The following is a 15,632-nucleotide window of genomic DNA, read 5'->3' as shown; positions in this document are numbered from 1 at the left end:
ATCCGGGCGGCCGAAAACCTATTCGCCGGGAATGCCGCGCTTTACGCCGTAAGCGGCGATGGCGTCCATGACGGGGCCCGGAATGCCATCGCGCAGCAGGGCGCGGACGTGGTCCTTCAGGTCCTCGAGCAGCCGGCGCTTGCGGTAGTCTGCGTCGGTCCACATGAAGCTGACGGCCATGCCGATCATGGCATATTGCACGAGATCGGCGGTCAGGCCGAAGCGGTCGTCCTGATCGGATTGGGCGTGGGAATGATCTCGGCCGATCCGATCCCATTCCCGTTCATATTCCTCCTGTGCCGGACGCATGATGCTTTCCAGCTCCGGGTCGGTGCGGGCGGCAACGGTGAGTTCGTTGTAGGCCATGAACAGCGGGTCGGAAATCTGCTGCCAAAGGGTCTCGAGCGCGTGGCCGACAAAGTCCTCCTCACCCTCGATCCGCTCCAGGGTGTCGCGGTAGATGACCAGCCGCTTCTGTTGCAGGTAGGAGATCGCCGCCTTGGTGACGTCCACCATGGAGGGAAAATGATAGATGATGGCGCCGCGCGACAGGCCGGTACGGTCGGCGATCTGCTGCAGCGTGGTGCGGCCATAGCCGACATCGATATAGGACCGGATGACGGCGTCGAGGATTTCCGTGCGGGTTTCCGCGCTCTTGCGCGACTGCCAGGTTTCCCGGCCTGTCTGCCCACGTGCCCTGCCCTTGACCAGTTCCGTCATTTCGCCATCCATCGTTGTCTGCACCTCCGCCTCTGCACACCCGTTATACAACGCCAGCCGCTTTTTGACATAACAGTCGGATTTGATTGATCTTGACGGTCGTAGAAACTTGGGTAACGATTGTCACACAGTTACAGACCGCCAAAGACGGTTCCGGGGAGACTGCCTGCACAACCTAAAAACCAGCGTAGCCATAGCTATACACCGAAAGCGTTGCCAACCGGTAACATAAGTGTGTGGGAGCAGGCGTGCGCAACGTTCAGGTCGCGGGTTTCCCCGAGCGACGGACGAACTTCCGGATGCGGCCGCGTGCCGCATCGGAGGGGGACACAAGGCACGGCATCCGCCAAGTGTCCCTTACCCTCCTCCCTGAGGGAACTGAGCACCACTGGTCCCCGCCGGTGGTGCTCATTTTTTGCCCGTGGGCCACGGCGGCAGGCTGGTCACACACTGCCCGGTCGAGCGGGCGCGAGGCGCCGGGAACACTAGTCATCCAGCAACTCTCGGACCTTGCTGGCAAGCAAGTCGCGCGGGAACGGCTTGGACAGCAGCACCACGCCCTCATCCAGCCGGCCATGATGGGTTACCGCATCCTCGGTGTAGCCGGACATGAACAGGATGCGGCAGGTCGGCACGCGCGCGGCCACAGCCTCGGCGACGTCCATGCCACCCATGCCCTTGGGCAGCACCACATCGGCGAGCAGCAGATCCGGCCGCAGGCCGCCCACGATCAGTTCCACCGCAGCCGGACCGTCCGCCGCGGCGGTCACCTGGTAGCCCAGCGATTTCAGCAGCCGGTCGATGGTCTGGCGCACATCAGCGTCATCCTCGACCAGCAGGATGGTTTCGTGGCCGGGACGAATGGTCTCCTGCTCAGGCTTGCGCGCCATCGACGACACTGGCGCTGCATGGGCGCGGCGGAAATGCAGCACGATGCGTGTCCCCACGCCCACGCTGCTATCGATGGCGATATGACCGCCCGACTGCTTGACGAAACCATAGACCATGGACAAGCCCAGGCCGCTGCCCTTGCCCACATCCTTGGTGGTGAAAAACGGGTCGAAGGCACGCTCCTGAACATCAGGCGGCATGCCGGTACCGGTGTCGCTGACGGTAATCCGGACATGCTCGCCCTGCGCGACATCGTCGGGATGTTCGGCATCGGCCGGCTCAAGCACCACGTTGGCAGTCTCGATACGCAAGCTGCCGCCGTCGGGCATGGCGTCGCGCGCATTGACGATCAGGTTGAGCAGCGCCGCCTCGAGTTGGCCCGGATCCACCTCCATCGGCCAGATCGCAGGATCGAGATGCGTTTGGGTGTCGATGTTTTCCTGCAGCAGCCGGTGCAGGAGCTTCATCATGTTGCCGATCAGTTCGTTGGCGTTGATGACGCGCGGCTCCAGCGGCTGCTGGCGCGAGAAGGCGAGCAGGCGCCTGGTCAATTCGGCGCCGCGATCGACCGCGCTCAGCGCCACATTGATCGACTCCGCAACCTCCGGACGGTCGTCGACCAGCATGGTCGCCAGTTCCAGGTTCAGCTGCATCGCCATCAGCAGATTGTTGAAGTCGTGAGCGACACCGCCGACGAGCTGGCCCACGGTCTCCATTTTCTGTGCCTGGTTGAGACGCGCCTCTGCCCGCTTTCGCTCGGTCAGGTCGCGCGCGCTGGCGATGATCAGGCGGCGGTCGCCCAGGCGCATGTCGCTGACCGCCAGATCGACCGGAAATTCCTCGCCGCCGCGCCGCACGCCGGTAACCTCCCGCGGTGCGCCACCCTCGGCCGGCGCTGCGTGAAACGCCGGCATCAGAACAGCCAGGTCGCGGCCCGCAATTTCGGCCGCCGGGTATCCGAACAAACGCTCGGCCTCGGGATTGGCGGATTCAATCATGCCCTGATCATTGGCGGTGATCAGTGCCACCGAGGCGGATTCCATGATCGCCCGGTTGCGCGCCTCGCTCTCCTGGAGCTGTTCGACAACCCGCTGCTCGGCCGTGATGTCGGCCACGTAGCCTTCGAGCGCGACCACATTGTCATGCTCATCGCGGATGGCGCTGCCCTGTTCCAGCACCCAGCGCAATTCACCCTGCTTGGTGGTAATGCGATAGGACATCTGGAAGGCATGTCGGTTCTTGATGGCGCTCTGGATCCCGTCCCATACCCGTTGCCGGTCGCGCGGGTCGAGAACCTCCATATAGGAGATCAACTGATTGTCGATCAGTTCGTGCCCCTCGTAGCCAAGCACCTGCCGGCACGCGTCGCTGACAAAGCGCATTGTCCAGCGCTCGTCGTTCTCACAGCGGTAGACCATGCCCGACAGGTTGCGCATCAGCGCCGTCATGGCCCGTTCGGTCTCGCGATGGGCCTGCTCGAGCTGCCTGAACCCGGTGACATCCTGAAGCACCCCCGAAAGGCCGGTCAACGTTCCCGAAGCATCCCGTTCGGCTTCAAGAATGACCTGAAGATGGATTGTCTCGCCGTGTGGGGTCAGGAAGCGGTACTGCACTCGGGCGCTGTCGATTGCTCCGGACTCCAGCTCCTGTATGGCAGCCTCGAATTGCGGAAAGTCGTCGGGATGAATTTGGCGCTCAGCCAGCGCCTGGTCATAGGCGGCGTAACCACCGTCCAGGCCGAGGATATTCCGGGTTTCGGCGGGCATCTGGTAAATACCGCCGGCAATGTCCAGGCGCCAGGCCCCGACCCGCGCGAGTTTCTGGGCCTGACGCAGCTGGCCTTCGCGGCGCGACAGCACGGCCAGCGCCTTGTTGCGTTCGGTGATGTCGAGATAGGACACAATGACGCGGAACGGCTCGCCTTCGTCGTCGAGCACCACGCCGGCCAGCACCGCCACGTCGAATTCGGTGCCGTCGGCCCGGACCATGCGCAACTCGCCGGCCCAGCGGCCGGTTTCGCGCAGGGTCTCGATGGAACCGGCAACCTTGTCGGGATCGGTGATGAAGTCGCGGAACGGCCGTCCGTCGATATCATCGAACGAGCTGTATCCCAGCAGCGCGACAAAAGCCTTGTTCCCGTAGGTATACCGGGCGTCCAGGGTCGACAGGGTCAGCGGGCTGGCGGCCGTTTCGAATGCCCGGTCGCGGATCGCGAGTTCGCGTTGCGCCATACGCTGGTCGGTGATGTCCTGAATCGTGCCGTGCACCAGCACCGGCTTGCCGCCGCTATCGCGACTGGCGCGAACGGCAAGGCGCAGCCACACCGTGGTGCCATCTGGCCGGATCACGCGGGTCGTCAATTCCGGGCGCGGATCGAGCCCCGACCGGACGCGGGCAATGCGCGCGGTCATGTCGGCGACATCGGCCGGATGTACCGGCGCGATCAGATCGTCGATCCCGATGGTGATCGCATTGTCGCCCATGCCGAGCAGCCGGCACATTTCCGGCGAGCAATGAACCTTGTCGGTCAACAGATCCCAGTCCCAGGTTCCCACATGGGCGATCTGTTCGGCGATCTCGCGGGTCTTTTCCGTCGCCTGCTTCGCCGCCTCGGCCTCGACGCGCCGGGTGATCACCTCGGTCATCATCACCATGCCCCGCGGCGGGGCCGACCCGTCCCCCATCGGCACCAGTTCCCAGCGGATATAGACGGTCGTGCCATCCGAGCGATCGAACCGATCCTGCTCGCACCGCCGCGCCTCGCCCGCCAGGCACTTCGCATGCTCGTCCCGCCAGCGGTCGGGCACGTCGGGAAACACGTCATAGTGGCACTGCCCGAGGATCTGCTGGTCGCCCAGTTCGTAATCCTCGTACCAGCGCCGGCTGGCGGCCAGATAGCGCATGTCGCGGTCGAACACGGCGATGGCCGACGGCGCATACTCGAACAATAGCCGCACGAAGTCGTCGCCTGCATCGCCCGAGATCAGCCGTTCAAGCGCACCGGGATCGACATATTTGCTATCCGCCAAGCCCATCGGCCGAAATCTTGCCCCAAATGCTGCCTGAACACGCGTCGTACAATTGAGCATAGCCGATCGTTTCGGCCGCTCATACGGGACATTGTTCCGGCCCGTTACGGTGCGAGGGCCGATGCGGCGTCCTGCGACTTACTCTGGACGCGGTTCGATCTACGCTTTATCTCCTGTGCCCGCCGGATGATCGGCGATCCGTTGTTAAACCCCAACCGAGAAACAGACCCGCCATGGGACAGGACGACACCAAACGCCCGTATCCTGACGTTGAGCCAAATCCCAGCTTTCCCGCCATCGAGCGCGAGATCCTGGCATTCTGGCAGAACGAGGGCATTTTCGAGCGCTCGGTAGACGAACGGCCCGCCATCAAGGACGGCGCCAGCAACGAATACGTCTTCTATGACGGCCCGCCCTTCGCCAACGGCCTGCCGCACTACGGCCATCTGGCAACCGGGTTCGTCAAGGACATCGTGCCGCGCTACCAGACCATGAAAGGCCGCAAGGTCGAGCGCCGGTTCGGCTGGGACTGCCACGGCCTGCCGGCCGAGCTGACCTCCGAGAAGGAGCTCGGGATCTCGGGCCGTCAGGAAATCCTGAAATTCGGTGTCGAAAAATTCAACGAGCACTGCCGCACCTCGGTGATGCGGTTCACCCAGGAATGGGAGGACTACGTCACCCGCCAGGGCCGCTGGGTCGACTTCCAGAATGACTACAAGACCATGAACCTGCCGTTCATGGAGAGCGTGATCTGGGCGTTCAAGCAGCTTTACGACAAGGGCCTCGTCTATGAGGGCCACAGGGTCGTGCCCTATTCCTGGGCGGTACAGACGCCGCTGTCCAATTTCGAGACCCGGCTGGACAATTCCTATCGCGAGCGGCAGGACCCGGCGCTGACCGTGGGCTTCCTGCTGGAGCCGGTCGACGGCGAGACGGTGCCGACGCGGCTGCTGGCCTGGACGACGACGCCGTGGACCCTGCCGTCCAACCTCGCGCTGGCCGTCAACAAGGGCCTGGAATACGCCGTGCTGGAGCATGAAGGCCAGCGGGTGATCCTGGCGACCACGGCGCTGGACCGCTACGACCGCGAATTGGACGGCTGGGCACGCGTGGGCACGGTGACCGGCGCCCAGCTCGAAGGCCGCCGCTACACGCCGCTGTTCGACTATTTCCAGCACCTCGACGCGTTCCGGGTGCTGACCGGCGAGTTCGTCTCCGACTCCGACGGCACGGGCACGGTCCACATCGCGCCGGGCTTCGGCGAGGACGACATGGACGTGGCGCTGGCCAACGGCATCCCGATCGTGGTCCCGGTGGACGAGGCCGGCCGTTTCACCGCCGAGGTACCCGACTATCAGGGCGAGAACGTGCTGGAGGCCAACAAGGCCATTATCCGCGACCTGAAGGCGCAGCCGGGCGTGATCATCCGGCACGAGACCTACCTGCACAATTATCCGCATTGCTGGCGCACCGACACGCCGCTGATCTACAAGGCGATCACCGCCTGGTACGTCAAGGTGACGTCGATCCGCGAGCGCATGGTGGAGCTGAACAAGGGCATCGTCTGGAACCCGGAACATATCCGTGACGGTCTGTTCGGCAACTGGCTGGAGAATGCGCGCGACTGGAACGTCAGCCGCAACCGGTTCTGGGGCTGCCCGATCCCGGTCTGGCAGAGCGACGACCCGGCCTATCCGCGCATCGACGTCTATGGCAGCCTGGACGAGCTGGAGCGCGATTTCGGCGTGCGCCCCACCGACCTGCACAAGCCCATGGTCGATGAACTGGTGCGCCCGAATCCGGATGATCCCACCGGCCGCTCCATGATGCGGCGCGTTCCGGAAGTGCTCGACGTCTGGTTCGACAGCGGCTCGATGCCGTTCGCCCAGCTGCATTATCCGTTCGAGAACAAGGAACGGTTCGAGGCCAACTTCCCGGCCGACTTCATCGTCGAATACGTGGCCCAGACCCGCGGCTGGTTCTACACCCTGATGGTGCTGTCGACGGCGCTGTTCGACCGGGCGCCGTTCCGCTCGGCGGTATGCCACGGCGTCGTGCTGGACGAGAACAAGCAGAAGCTGTCCAAACGCCTGCGCAACTATCCGGACCCCATGGAGGTGTTCGACGAATACGGCGCCGACGCGCTGCGCTGGTACATGATCTCGTCGCCGCTTCTGTCGGGCGGCGACCTGTCGATCCCGCGCGAGGGATCCGGCATCGGCCCGGCGCTGCGCCAGGCTATCATCCCGATCTGGAACGCCTATTCGTTCTTTACCCTCTACGCCAACATCGACGGCTACAAGGCAAGCGTGCGCGCCGACCAGAAGGGCGTATTGGACCGCTATGTGCTGGCCAAGACCCGCGAGCTGGTCGAGCAGATCGAGGCGCGTCTCGACGCCAATGACCTGCCGGGCGCCTATGCGGTCGTGCCCTATTACATCGACGCCCTGAACAACTGGTACATCCGGCGCAGCCGCGCCCGCTTCTGGCGCGAGGCCGAGGACGGCGACAAGCGCGACGCCTATGACACGCTGTATACGGCGCTGACCTATGTGACCCGCGCGCTGGCCCCGCTGATGCCGTTCATCGCCGAGCGCATCTACAAGAGCCTGACCGGCGAGACCTCGGTGCATCTGAGCGAATGGCCCGATGCCACCGCCCTGCCCGCCGAGCGCGGCCTGGTGACGCGCATGGACCAGGTGCGCGAGATCTGCACCGCCGTGATGTCGCTGCGCGAGGCCAACAGCCTGCGCACGCGCCTGCCGCTGCGGACCCTGACCGTCGCCCATCCGGACGCGCAGGCGCTGACCGACTTCCAGGCGCTGATCGGCGACGAGGTCAATGTAAAGGCCGTGGCGCTGTCGACCGACCCCGCGTCCATGGGCGAGCAGCAGCTGAAGGTCAATCCGCAGATCGGCAAGCGTATCGGCGGCAAGATGAAAGACGTCATGAACGCCCAGCGTTCGGGCGACTGGACCATGGTGGACGGCGGCCGGATCGCCATCGCCGGCATCGAGCTGGATCCGGAAGACTTCAGTTTGCGCGTCGTCACCGGCGAGGGCCTCGATTCCGAGCCGTTCGACGGCGGCCGCGGCGTCGTGGTGCTCGATACCCGTATCTATGACGACCTGGAACGCGAAGGCTGGGCACGCGACTTCGTGCGCCTGGTGCAGCAGACCCGCAAGGATGCCGGCCTGGAAGTGACCGACCGGATTCACCTTTCCGCCCGCGTGCCCGAGAATGTCGCCGGCGCGCTGGCCGAGCATCGCGATCATGTGTGCCGGGAGACACTCGCCGTCGATTTGCGCTTCGGCGAGGATGTGCCCGGCGGTTTCAAGGCCGAGCACAAGCTGGCGGGCGAGACCGTCACCATCGAGCTGGCGCGGGCCTAGTCACTGGGTCTGGCTGGATTGGTGGGGCGAATGTCCGTGTGATATCGCCGCATTCCGCTAATCTCCCGCAACGGGAACAGCGGAGGATCGATCATGCACACCAGTCTGCTCGCGCCGATGATGACGCTGGTGCTGTGGACCTTCGTGATGTGGATCTGGCTGTACGCCACGCGCATCCCGGCGATCCGGCGGCTCCGCGTCTCGCTCGCCGCCGACCAATCGAAAGAGGCGTTCAACGCGCAGCTACCGCCCCAGGTGCGCTGGAAGGCGGATAATTACAACCATCTGCTGGAACAGCCCGTGCTGTTCTACGCGGTGGTGCTGGCGCTGTGTTTGGTCGGCCAGTGGGGCGATGTGAATGTCTTGCTGGCGTGGATCTACGTGGCGCTGCGCGTCATCCACAGCATCGTCCAGGCGACCGTCAACATCATCCTGCTGCGCTTCTGGATCTTCACCATCAGCACCATCGTGCTGCTGGTCCTCGCCATCCGGGCGGCGCTCGCCATCTACTAGCCACGCACGGCCGCAACCGCTGACCGTGATCATGCCGCGCAAGCCGACCTAATCCGCCTCGATAATCACGAAGGACAGATTGTCGGGTGCACCGCGGTCGAGGCAGGTGGCCTCGATAGTCTCGGCCGCGTCCATCAGGTTGACGATCCCGGACATGCTTGCAAGTTCGGCATCGCCGAGCACGCCGGTTACGCCATCCGTGGCGAGCACCAGCCGGTCGCCCGTCTCGATCGGACCGTGACAGGTATCCACCTGGAGCTCCTGGTGGGCGCCGAGCGCGCGGGTAATGACGTTGCGCATGGGGTGAACGCTCGCGTCCGCCTGGCTGAGCTCGCCCGCATCGACCAGCTGCTGGACATAGGAATGATCGCGGGTAAGCCGGGTGAGCGCCCCCTTGCGAAGCCGGTAGAGCCGGCTGTCGCCAACCCAGAGGCACGCGTAGAAGTCCTGATAGATCAGCACCGCCACGACCGTGCTGCCCATGGTCCGCTGCTGCGACTGCCGGGTGCCCTGGGCGTACAGGTCCTCGTTGATCCGGTACAGATCCTCGCGGACCTCCCGCAGGAATGTACGGCCGTCGATCGGCGGCTTCACCTTGGCAAGGCGTTCGATGATCATGGCGCTGGCCACGTCTCCTGCCCGGTGCCCGCCCATGCCGTCGGCGACGACGAACAGGCCGATATCGGTGCGTTCGAGGAACGCATCCTCGTTATGGGGACGCACCTTGCCGGTGTGGGTCCTGCCGATCGACCTGAAACTGAGTTTTCCGCCGTACACGCTGCTGCTTTGCCCGTTCGCTGTCAGTACCATTTCGGCAGGAGATATGCATCGTTGTCCAGCGACGACGGACGCACCTCCCTTCCCAGAACGATCCTGATACTGGCATCAGGCGGCGTCGATGGCTCTCCTATCGGCTCGGTGACGATGCTCATGAGACGTTGCCCCCTTTCCCTTATCCAGGGATCAAGCTGATGGCCCAGCGCCGCCAGCCTTTGCGCGGCCAGGTCCGGCACAGCCGGATTCCGTTGCGCGACCAGATAGACCGGCCCCTGCGCTGCTCCCACAGCGGCGCCGATCCGCCGGATGACGCCGATGTTGGCCTGTTCTGGCTCGGCGGTTCCGGAATGGAAAATCATGTCGCCGGAAACGCCGATGATCAGCGAGGGTCCGGACGCGTCGAACGTGACGACCTTGGTAGCGATATCGCCCTGCAAAGCGGCCCTGACATTGCCGGGCACCGGGTCTGAACGGGGCTGCAGGTCGGCGCTCCGCAACACCGCCGGATCGCCGGCCGCGGTTTCGCCGTTGACGATGGGCGGCCCCGCGTCGCCAAAAATCCAGACCGCGAGGGCCAGCGACGCCGCGATGAACAGCACGCCAGCCAGCATCATGGTGAACGGGTTGATATAGGCGAGCGCCTTGTGCGTGCTGCTCTGCGCGGCCCAGGATACCGACGAGTCCGGATGCTTGGGACCCTCTTCACGAATCGCGGCCAGCAATCTCTCGCGGTACTGGATCAGCAGGAGCGGGCCGCGCGCATCGGTCCGGAACGGCCCCTCGAAGCCCAGCGCAAGCACCACATACACCAATTCGAGCATGTCGTAGTCGTGCGCCGGGGAGGCCAGCGCCTCCTCCATCAGTTCAAAGACCTGCTGGCCGTTCGCGCGTCCATCCCGTGCCTGTGCCACCAGCGGCTGCTGGCGCCACTCTGCCTTGCCGGGCCAGGGCCCGTTGAGCGCGATGTCGTCGATCAGCGCCGCGGCCACCAACTCGCCCGACTTGCCCGCGCCTTCGTTGGCGCCGCCATAGGCCACGCGGTTACGGTAATCGTAAAGCGCGTTCTGGGCGATCGAGCGGATTTCGCGCATGGACTCGAACTGGTCCGGTGTCTCACGCAGCCGCTCCGCCAGGCTCAGCAACGCCGAGGCGGCCACCACCAGCGGATTGCCCCGCTTCAGGTTCACGGTGACCCGTCCGAAGCTCAGCGTCTCGAAGGGCGCCGGGCTGTTGCCGCTGTCACCCCGGGGACTGACCAGGAAGGGGTTGGCCATGTCGGCCGCATCCGCACGCGCGGCACGGAGCGAGGGGCGTGAACCGCCCCCGCCGTTACCGTCGAACTCGAATGGGTCGTTGGACTGCATGGCCTCGCGCTGTCCCCGTTACAACCTTTGGTACCCGATGGCGGTCATCGCGCTATGTCGATCTACCGCCACCTCACAAATCCGCGTTCTGCAATTGCCGCAGCCGGTCCTCGTAACCGCGCCGGAAATCCGCCATGAACGAACTGCGGTCCAGATCGGCGATATCGCGTTCCAGCTGTTCGAAATAGGCACGGTAAGTGTCCCAGGCCGCCGCCTTCTTGCCCCCTGCCGTCACGATCGACATGGTGCTTCGCTTGCCGAGCAGTTCCTCGATTTCGTCGGGATTGAGCCGGTTCACCAGCCCCACCAGCGCCCGGTGCATGCCCGACAGGACGGCCAACTGATGCCGTTTCACGTCGCGGAACGTGGCCTCGACCGCCTCTTCCGACGCCAGGTAGCCCTTCTGGTCGCTGCGCAGCAGGCGCACGGCCAGTTCGTCCGGCATCAGCGATTTGAACGGATTGGCATTGGACGGCGTGACCATGGTCTGTTCGGCGCGGAACTGGGCCTTCACCGCCGAACGGTCGCGCAGCAGATCATGTACGTGGCCGATGATCTGGCGGTACAGCCGACCGGCACGCTTCAGCACCGCCGCCGGCTCGGCGCCGCGCATGGTGGCCAGATCGAGCTGGGCGCCGTCCATGAACGCTGCCAGCGCGCCGTCACGGGGGATATCCGCCAGCGCGGCCGCTGGCTTTGTCGCCGGCGCTGCCACGGGCTCGGGCTCGGGCTCGCCGAACGGATTGTCGGGATGGAACGTCTCGCGGTCGCCCGGGGCGGTGTCCGTGTCGAGGTCCCCCTCCTCGACCAGAATGCTCAGTTGGTATTCGCCGATCCGGAGCTGGTCTTCATGTTCGACCTCGATGGCCCGGCCCCGCTCCAGCCGCATGGTGTCGCCATTCAGAAAAATGCCGTTGGAGCTCTTGTCCGTGACATGGATACGGTCGCCTTCCAAGCTGATCTCGCAATGCTGGCGCGACAGCAGGCGCGCCCGGTCAACCAGCACCCAGTCGCAGTCGGGCGCACGTCCGATCACCAGGGACCCCGACCTGAGCGTCCGCTCGTCTTCCACTATGTCGCCATCGTCGCCCGGACGCGTCAGGCGCAGCTTCACCAACGTCAAGCCCCTTCTCCCTCGATCACCATTCGCGCGGAGCGGGATCGCTGCCGCCCCGGCGCACTAAAACGACGCCCTGAACATCCTGACCTGTCATAGGGATGCCAGTAACCCCATATCCTTCAGACGCGCGCGGCGGCGCAACCTGTCACTATCGAGATCGGCCACCAGCGAGACATAATCCGGCCGCGCGCGCAGCGATGCCAGCGCCGGGTCCCATCCCACGACCGACACCCCTGCAAAGCGCTGCGACACGGCGCGGCGGAGCGCGTCCATGGCGTCGTCCTGCTTGCCGTCGAGCGCGTCGATCCGTGCCTCGAGATAAACGAGCTTGGGATGTTCGAAACCCATGGCCCGCTGGCGCGCCAGCCATGTACGGGCGCCCTCCAGCAGCGGCCGTGCGCCGGCAGTGTCACCGAGCGCCAGCCGCGCGCCGGCCAGCGTCAGGGCGGGCATGGCCAGCGGTGATCGCCCGTAGAGCGGCCCGGTGCCGTCATTGGACAGCGCCTCGAAGGGTGAGAGCAACGCCGCCGCTGCCTTGGAGTGGCCGGCGGCGGCCTCGGCATCGGCGAGCGCGAAGACACGTGCCTGATCGGCGGGATCGGCGGCGAACCGCTTGCGCGCCTCGGCCAGCGCGTCGGCAGGGCGTCCCTGGGCAAGCAGCACCATGTCCCGGGCATCCAGCCACTGCGCCGCTTCGGACGCGGCGCCAAGGTCCAGATAGGCGAGGCCGATCATGCTCCGGACCCTTTCGTCGGCCGGGTTGGCCTTGTTCGCCCTTCCCAGAAGCTGGATCGCATCGGCCGGGCGCCAATCGTCGGCGAGGCGCGCACCGCGCGCCGCCAGCAGGTTCTCGTTATCCGGATAGAGCGCATCGAGCCGGTCGAGCAGCATGTCGGCTTCAAGCCGGTGGTCGCTGAGCGCCAGAAACAGCGCCATGTTGAGACCGATGGCGAGCGACGTGGGGTCGAGCTCATGGGCCTTCCTGAGTTGATCGACGCCCTCGTCGAACCGGCCAGTTGCCGCATAGGCCTGGTAGAGCCACAACCGGGCCTTGGCCAGGTCGGGCTTCTGCTCGACCGCCTTGGCCAGGCTGGCGATCGCCGCGGCGGTGTTACCGGATGCCAGGTCGATCAGGCCGCTCACCGCCCTGGCATCGGCCAGCTTGGGATCCAGTTCCAGGGCCTTGTTCGCGAAGGGCCGGGCCCTGGCGACGGCGTCGGCGAGCGGCATCTGACCGTAGGTTTCCCAGGTCCGGCCCTGAAGCAGCAGCGCCTCGGCCAGCGCGGCGTGGGCCGGCGCCGATTTGGGATCGCGCATGATCGCCTGCTCGAAGGCCGAGGTCGCGGCAACCAGCGAGGCTTCCGTGCGCTGTGCCAGCCCGCTGCGGCCGCTGTTCAGGAGTTTGTTCGCCTGGCTTCCGGCATCCTGCGCTTCGGCATCGGACACTGCCGGCGGCATGATGATCTTTCGGACATCATCGACGATCGACTGCGCGAGATCGTCCTGCACCACCAGCATATCCGCCATCTCCCGGTCGAAGGTCTTCGACCAGAGCTGCACGCCGTTCTCGGTATCGATGAGTTGCGCCATGACGCGCAGCTTCGCGCCCGAGCGCTGGACGCTGCCGTCGAGGACGACCGGCGCATCCAGCTTCTTGCCGATGGCATGGATGTCCTCGTCATCGCCCGGCTTCTGGGACGCGGGCCCGGCGACGACCTTCAGGCTCGCCACTTTGGCCAGCCGGTTACGCACGTCCGATGTGATGGCCCGGGACATGCCTTCCTGTTCCGGCTCGACCGAGAGATTCGCAAACGGCAACACGGCCACGGTGTTGATGACCGGCATACCGGCCATCTGCGATCCACCTTCCCGCATGTTGACCGTGTAGCTCATGTAGCCGACGGCCGCGATAATGGCCACGAGCAGTGCATAATCGCCCAATTTGGCCGACGACAGGATCACCTTGCGGTGCTGGTCCACGTCCTCGGTGCGGCGCAGTCCCTCGGGCGTCATCTCGAACGCCCAGGTGACCAGGATCACGATCGGGAAGCCGAGCGCCAGCATGAGGAAGACGAACGTCGTGGACCAGGCCGGCAAGCCAAAGGCGTCGACAAGGTTGGGAACGAGCTCGATAAACGCAAAGGTGACGACGCAGTAGGTGCCTGCGATCCGAAACACGTTACGCCGCTTGAGCTCGTCGATCAGGCGCACTGCCCCTCCTGGGTCAGACTACAGCTTCAGTTTCCCCGATAAGCCCAAGCACTATATGCGATAATCTGCGTCGTGTGTAGCGTCCCCTCGCCCCTATGCGGCACGCAACCGCCGGGCCACCCAGCGTCGATTCGGAATCGCAACGGGATTTCGCGCCCCGCGCCACCTCATCGGCCGCTCGCCGATCGATCACTGGCCGGCGCAACCGCATCTGTCTGATCCGTAATACCGATTTCTTCGCAGAACGATTACGCATGTCATGCAGAATATCCCCATTGGTTAAAGGCCATTTACGATTGCCGCAGGATAGCTGATCATGCAGGTGTTCAGCACGGGCGTGAACGGTGCAAGCGGTATGGCGTACACAGATGCCAATCCGCTGGCAGGGGGGCTGTACCGGTCGGCTGACATGGAGCTAGCTCGAATCACCAAGGGGGGTGTGTCCGTGTCCATCATTTATAAAGCTATGGGTGCCGCTTTTGCCGCAGCGTTGTTGAGCGCCTGCGCATCCCAACAGGCCGCACCGCCACCGCCACCGCCGCCGCCGCCCCCTGTCGCCGCTCCCGTCGAGGAAGCGCCCGTCGTTGCCGAGCCCGTCTTCACGGCGACGCCCGATCTGACGCCCAGGGAACGTTTCAGGAAGGCCCTCAAGGATCTGGAAACCGGCGAAGCCGGTCAGGCCAAGGCCGAACTCCTGCAATACCTTGTGGATGTGCCCGAGAATAACGCGCGCGCCCAGGCGCTGCTGTCCCAGATCGAGTCCCCGATCGAGGAATATTTTCCGCCGGAAAACTTCACGATTGTGGTGGGTACGGGCGAAACCATGTCTACCCTTGCCCAGACGTTCCTGGGCGACGCGCTGAAGTTCTATGCGCTGGCGCGCTACAACGACATCGCCAATCCCAGCCAGGTGTCGGTGGGCCGGACGATCAAAATTCCCCAGACCGAGCAAACTCTCGCCGCGAAGGACGCCCGCGACAAGGGTATCGTCGCCAAGCCTGCGGAGCCGGATGCAGCCCTCGCCGAGGATGGCAGTGCCGCTGAACCCGCCGCCGATGGCAAGGCCCCGCCCGCAAAGGCGGTGCCCAAGGGCACGATGGACAAGATCCGCGCGATGGCAGCCTCGGGCGACACCGAAGGCGCGGTCAAGGCGATCGAGGCCAACAAGATCGGCGCAGGCCTGTCGTCCGCGGATTCGACATTCGTCGCCGACACCTATCTGGCCAGCGCCAAGTCGTTGCAGGGATCGAACGCGTCGGTCGCCGGGAGCCGTGCCCAGAAGGCGGGCGAGCTGTACCTGAACATGGGCGACAAGCCCGACAAGGCGCTCGAGGCGGCCCAGCTCGCCTCCACGCTCAACCCGAGCGGCGCCGGCACCCAGAAGCTGCTGGCCTCGGCCAAGTCTGCCGCCGCCGACCGCTACTACCGCAACGGCCTTTCGGCCTTCCGCAAGCAGGAGCTGGATGCGGCGATCAAGGCCTGGGACAAGGTGCTCGTGATCGACCCGACCCACGAAAACGCCAAGCTGCAGCGCGCCCAGGCGGTCGAGCTGAAGGACAAGCTGTCCAAGCTGAAATAGGGCCGCAGCCGGCGCCGCAATGGCGGCGCCGGCTGT

At 65.1% G+C, this 15,632-nt stretch carries 9 protein-coding genes; 3 read left to right on the top strand and 6 right to left on the bottom strand.

Translation table 11 applies throughout. From position 1 onward, the window contains the following. Nucleotides 1-18: 18 nt before the first annotated feature. On the bottom strand, nt 19-720 hold the full coding sequence (locus WJU21_RS12520; protein WP_346323775.1) for a TetR/AcrR family transcriptional regulator: 702 nt from the start codon (nt 718-720) through the stop codon (nt 19-21). 485 nt (nt 721-1,205) lie between these two features. Next, the gene (locus WJU21_RS12515; protein WP_346323774.1) at nt 1,206-4,646 is read right to left on the bottom strand and encodes a PAS domain S-box protein; all 3,441 of its coding nucleotides are present in this window, start codon (nt 4,644-4,646) and stop codon (nt 1,206-1,208) included. 227 nt (nt 4,647-4,873) lie between these two features. On the opposite strand from WJU21_RS12515, the gene ileS reads away from it, so the two are divergent. Next, nucleotides 4,874-8,032: an isoleucine--tRNA ligase gene (gene ileS / locus WJU21_RS12510; protein ID WP_346323773.1), complete on the top strand. Its 3,159-nt coding sequence runs from the start codon at nt 4,874-4,876 to the stop codon at nt 8,030-8,032. 93 nt (nt 8,033-8,125) lie between these two features. After that, on the top strand, nt 8,126-8,545 hold the full coding sequence (locus tag WJU21_RS12505; protein ID WP_346323772.1) for an MAPEG family protein: 420 nt from the start codon (nt 8,126-8,128) through the stop codon (nt 8,543-8,545). Nucleotides 8,546-8,593: 48 nt separating this feature from the next. Here WJU21_RS12505 and WJU21_RS12500 read toward each other — a convergent pair whose 3' ends face one another. The 4 genes from WJU21_RS12500 to WJU21_RS12485 form a co-directional block, all read right to left on the bottom strand. After that, on the bottom strand, nt 8,594-9,322 hold the full coding sequence (locus tag WJU21_RS12500; protein WP_346323771.1) for a protein phosphatase 2C domain-containing protein: 729 nt from the start codon (nt 9,320-9,322) through the stop codon (nt 8,594-8,596). A 23-nt stretch (nt 9,323-9,345) separates the two neighbouring features. Continuing rightward, nucleotides 9,346-10,686 (bottom strand): type IVB secretion system protein IcmH/DotU, encoded by a 1,341-nt coding sequence (icmH, locus tag WJU21_RS12495; protein ID WP_346323770.1) that lies wholly within the window; start codon nt 10,684-10,686, stop codon nt 9,346-9,348. Between the two features lie 73 nt (nt 10,687-10,759). Further along, nucleotides 10,760-11,800 carry a type VI secretion system-associated FHA domain protein TagH gene (gene tagH / locus WJU21_RS12490; protein ID WP_346324062.1) on the bottom strand — a complete coding sequence of 347 codons (1,041 nt, stop codon included), beginning with the start codon at nt 11,798-11,800 and terminating at the stop codon, nt 10,760-10,762. 96 nt (nt 11,801-11,896) lie between these two features. After that, entirely contained in the window at nt 11,897-14,017 is a 2,121-nt protein-coding gene (locus WJU21_RS12485; RefSeq protein ID WP_346323769.1) for a tetratricopeptide repeat protein, read from the bottom strand. A 445-nt stretch (nt 14,018-14,462) separates the two neighbouring features. On the opposite strand from WJU21_RS12485, the gene WJU21_RS12480 reads away from it, so the two are divergent. Next, entirely contained in the window at nt 14,463-15,596 is a 1,134-nt protein-coding gene (locus WJU21_RS12480; protein ID WP_346323768.1) for a LysM peptidoglycan-binding domain-containing protein, read from the top strand. Nucleotides 15,597-15,632 lie beyond the last annotated feature (36 nt).

It is taken from the genome of Emcibacter sp. SYSU 3D8, from assembly GCF_039655875.1.
Lineage (GTDB): Bacteria > Pseudomonadota > Alphaproteobacteria > SMXS01 > SMXS01 > RI-34.
This window is presented reverse-complemented; position numbering and strand designations above follow the sequence as displayed.

Coding starts and splice junctions, on each gene's coding strand:
- WJU21_RS12520 (WP_346323775.1), bottom strand. CDS start 720: ATGACGGAACTGGTCAAGGGCAGGGCACGTGGGCAGACAGGCCGGGAA.
- ileS (WP_346323773.1), top strand. CDS start 4,874: ATGGGACAGGACGACACCAAACGCCCGTATCCTGACGTTGAGCCAAAT.
- icmH (WP_346323770.1), bottom strand. CDS start 10,686: ATGCAGTCCAACGACCCATTCGAGTTCGACGGTAACGGCGGGGGCGGT.
- WJU21_RS12505 (WP_346323772.1), top strand. CDS start 8,126: ATGCACACCAGTCTGCTCGCGCCGATGATGACGCTGGTGCTGTGGACC.
- WJU21_RS12515 (WP_346323774.1), bottom strand. CDS start 4,646: ATGGGCTTGGCGGATAGCAAATATGTCGATCCCGGTGCGCTTGAACGG.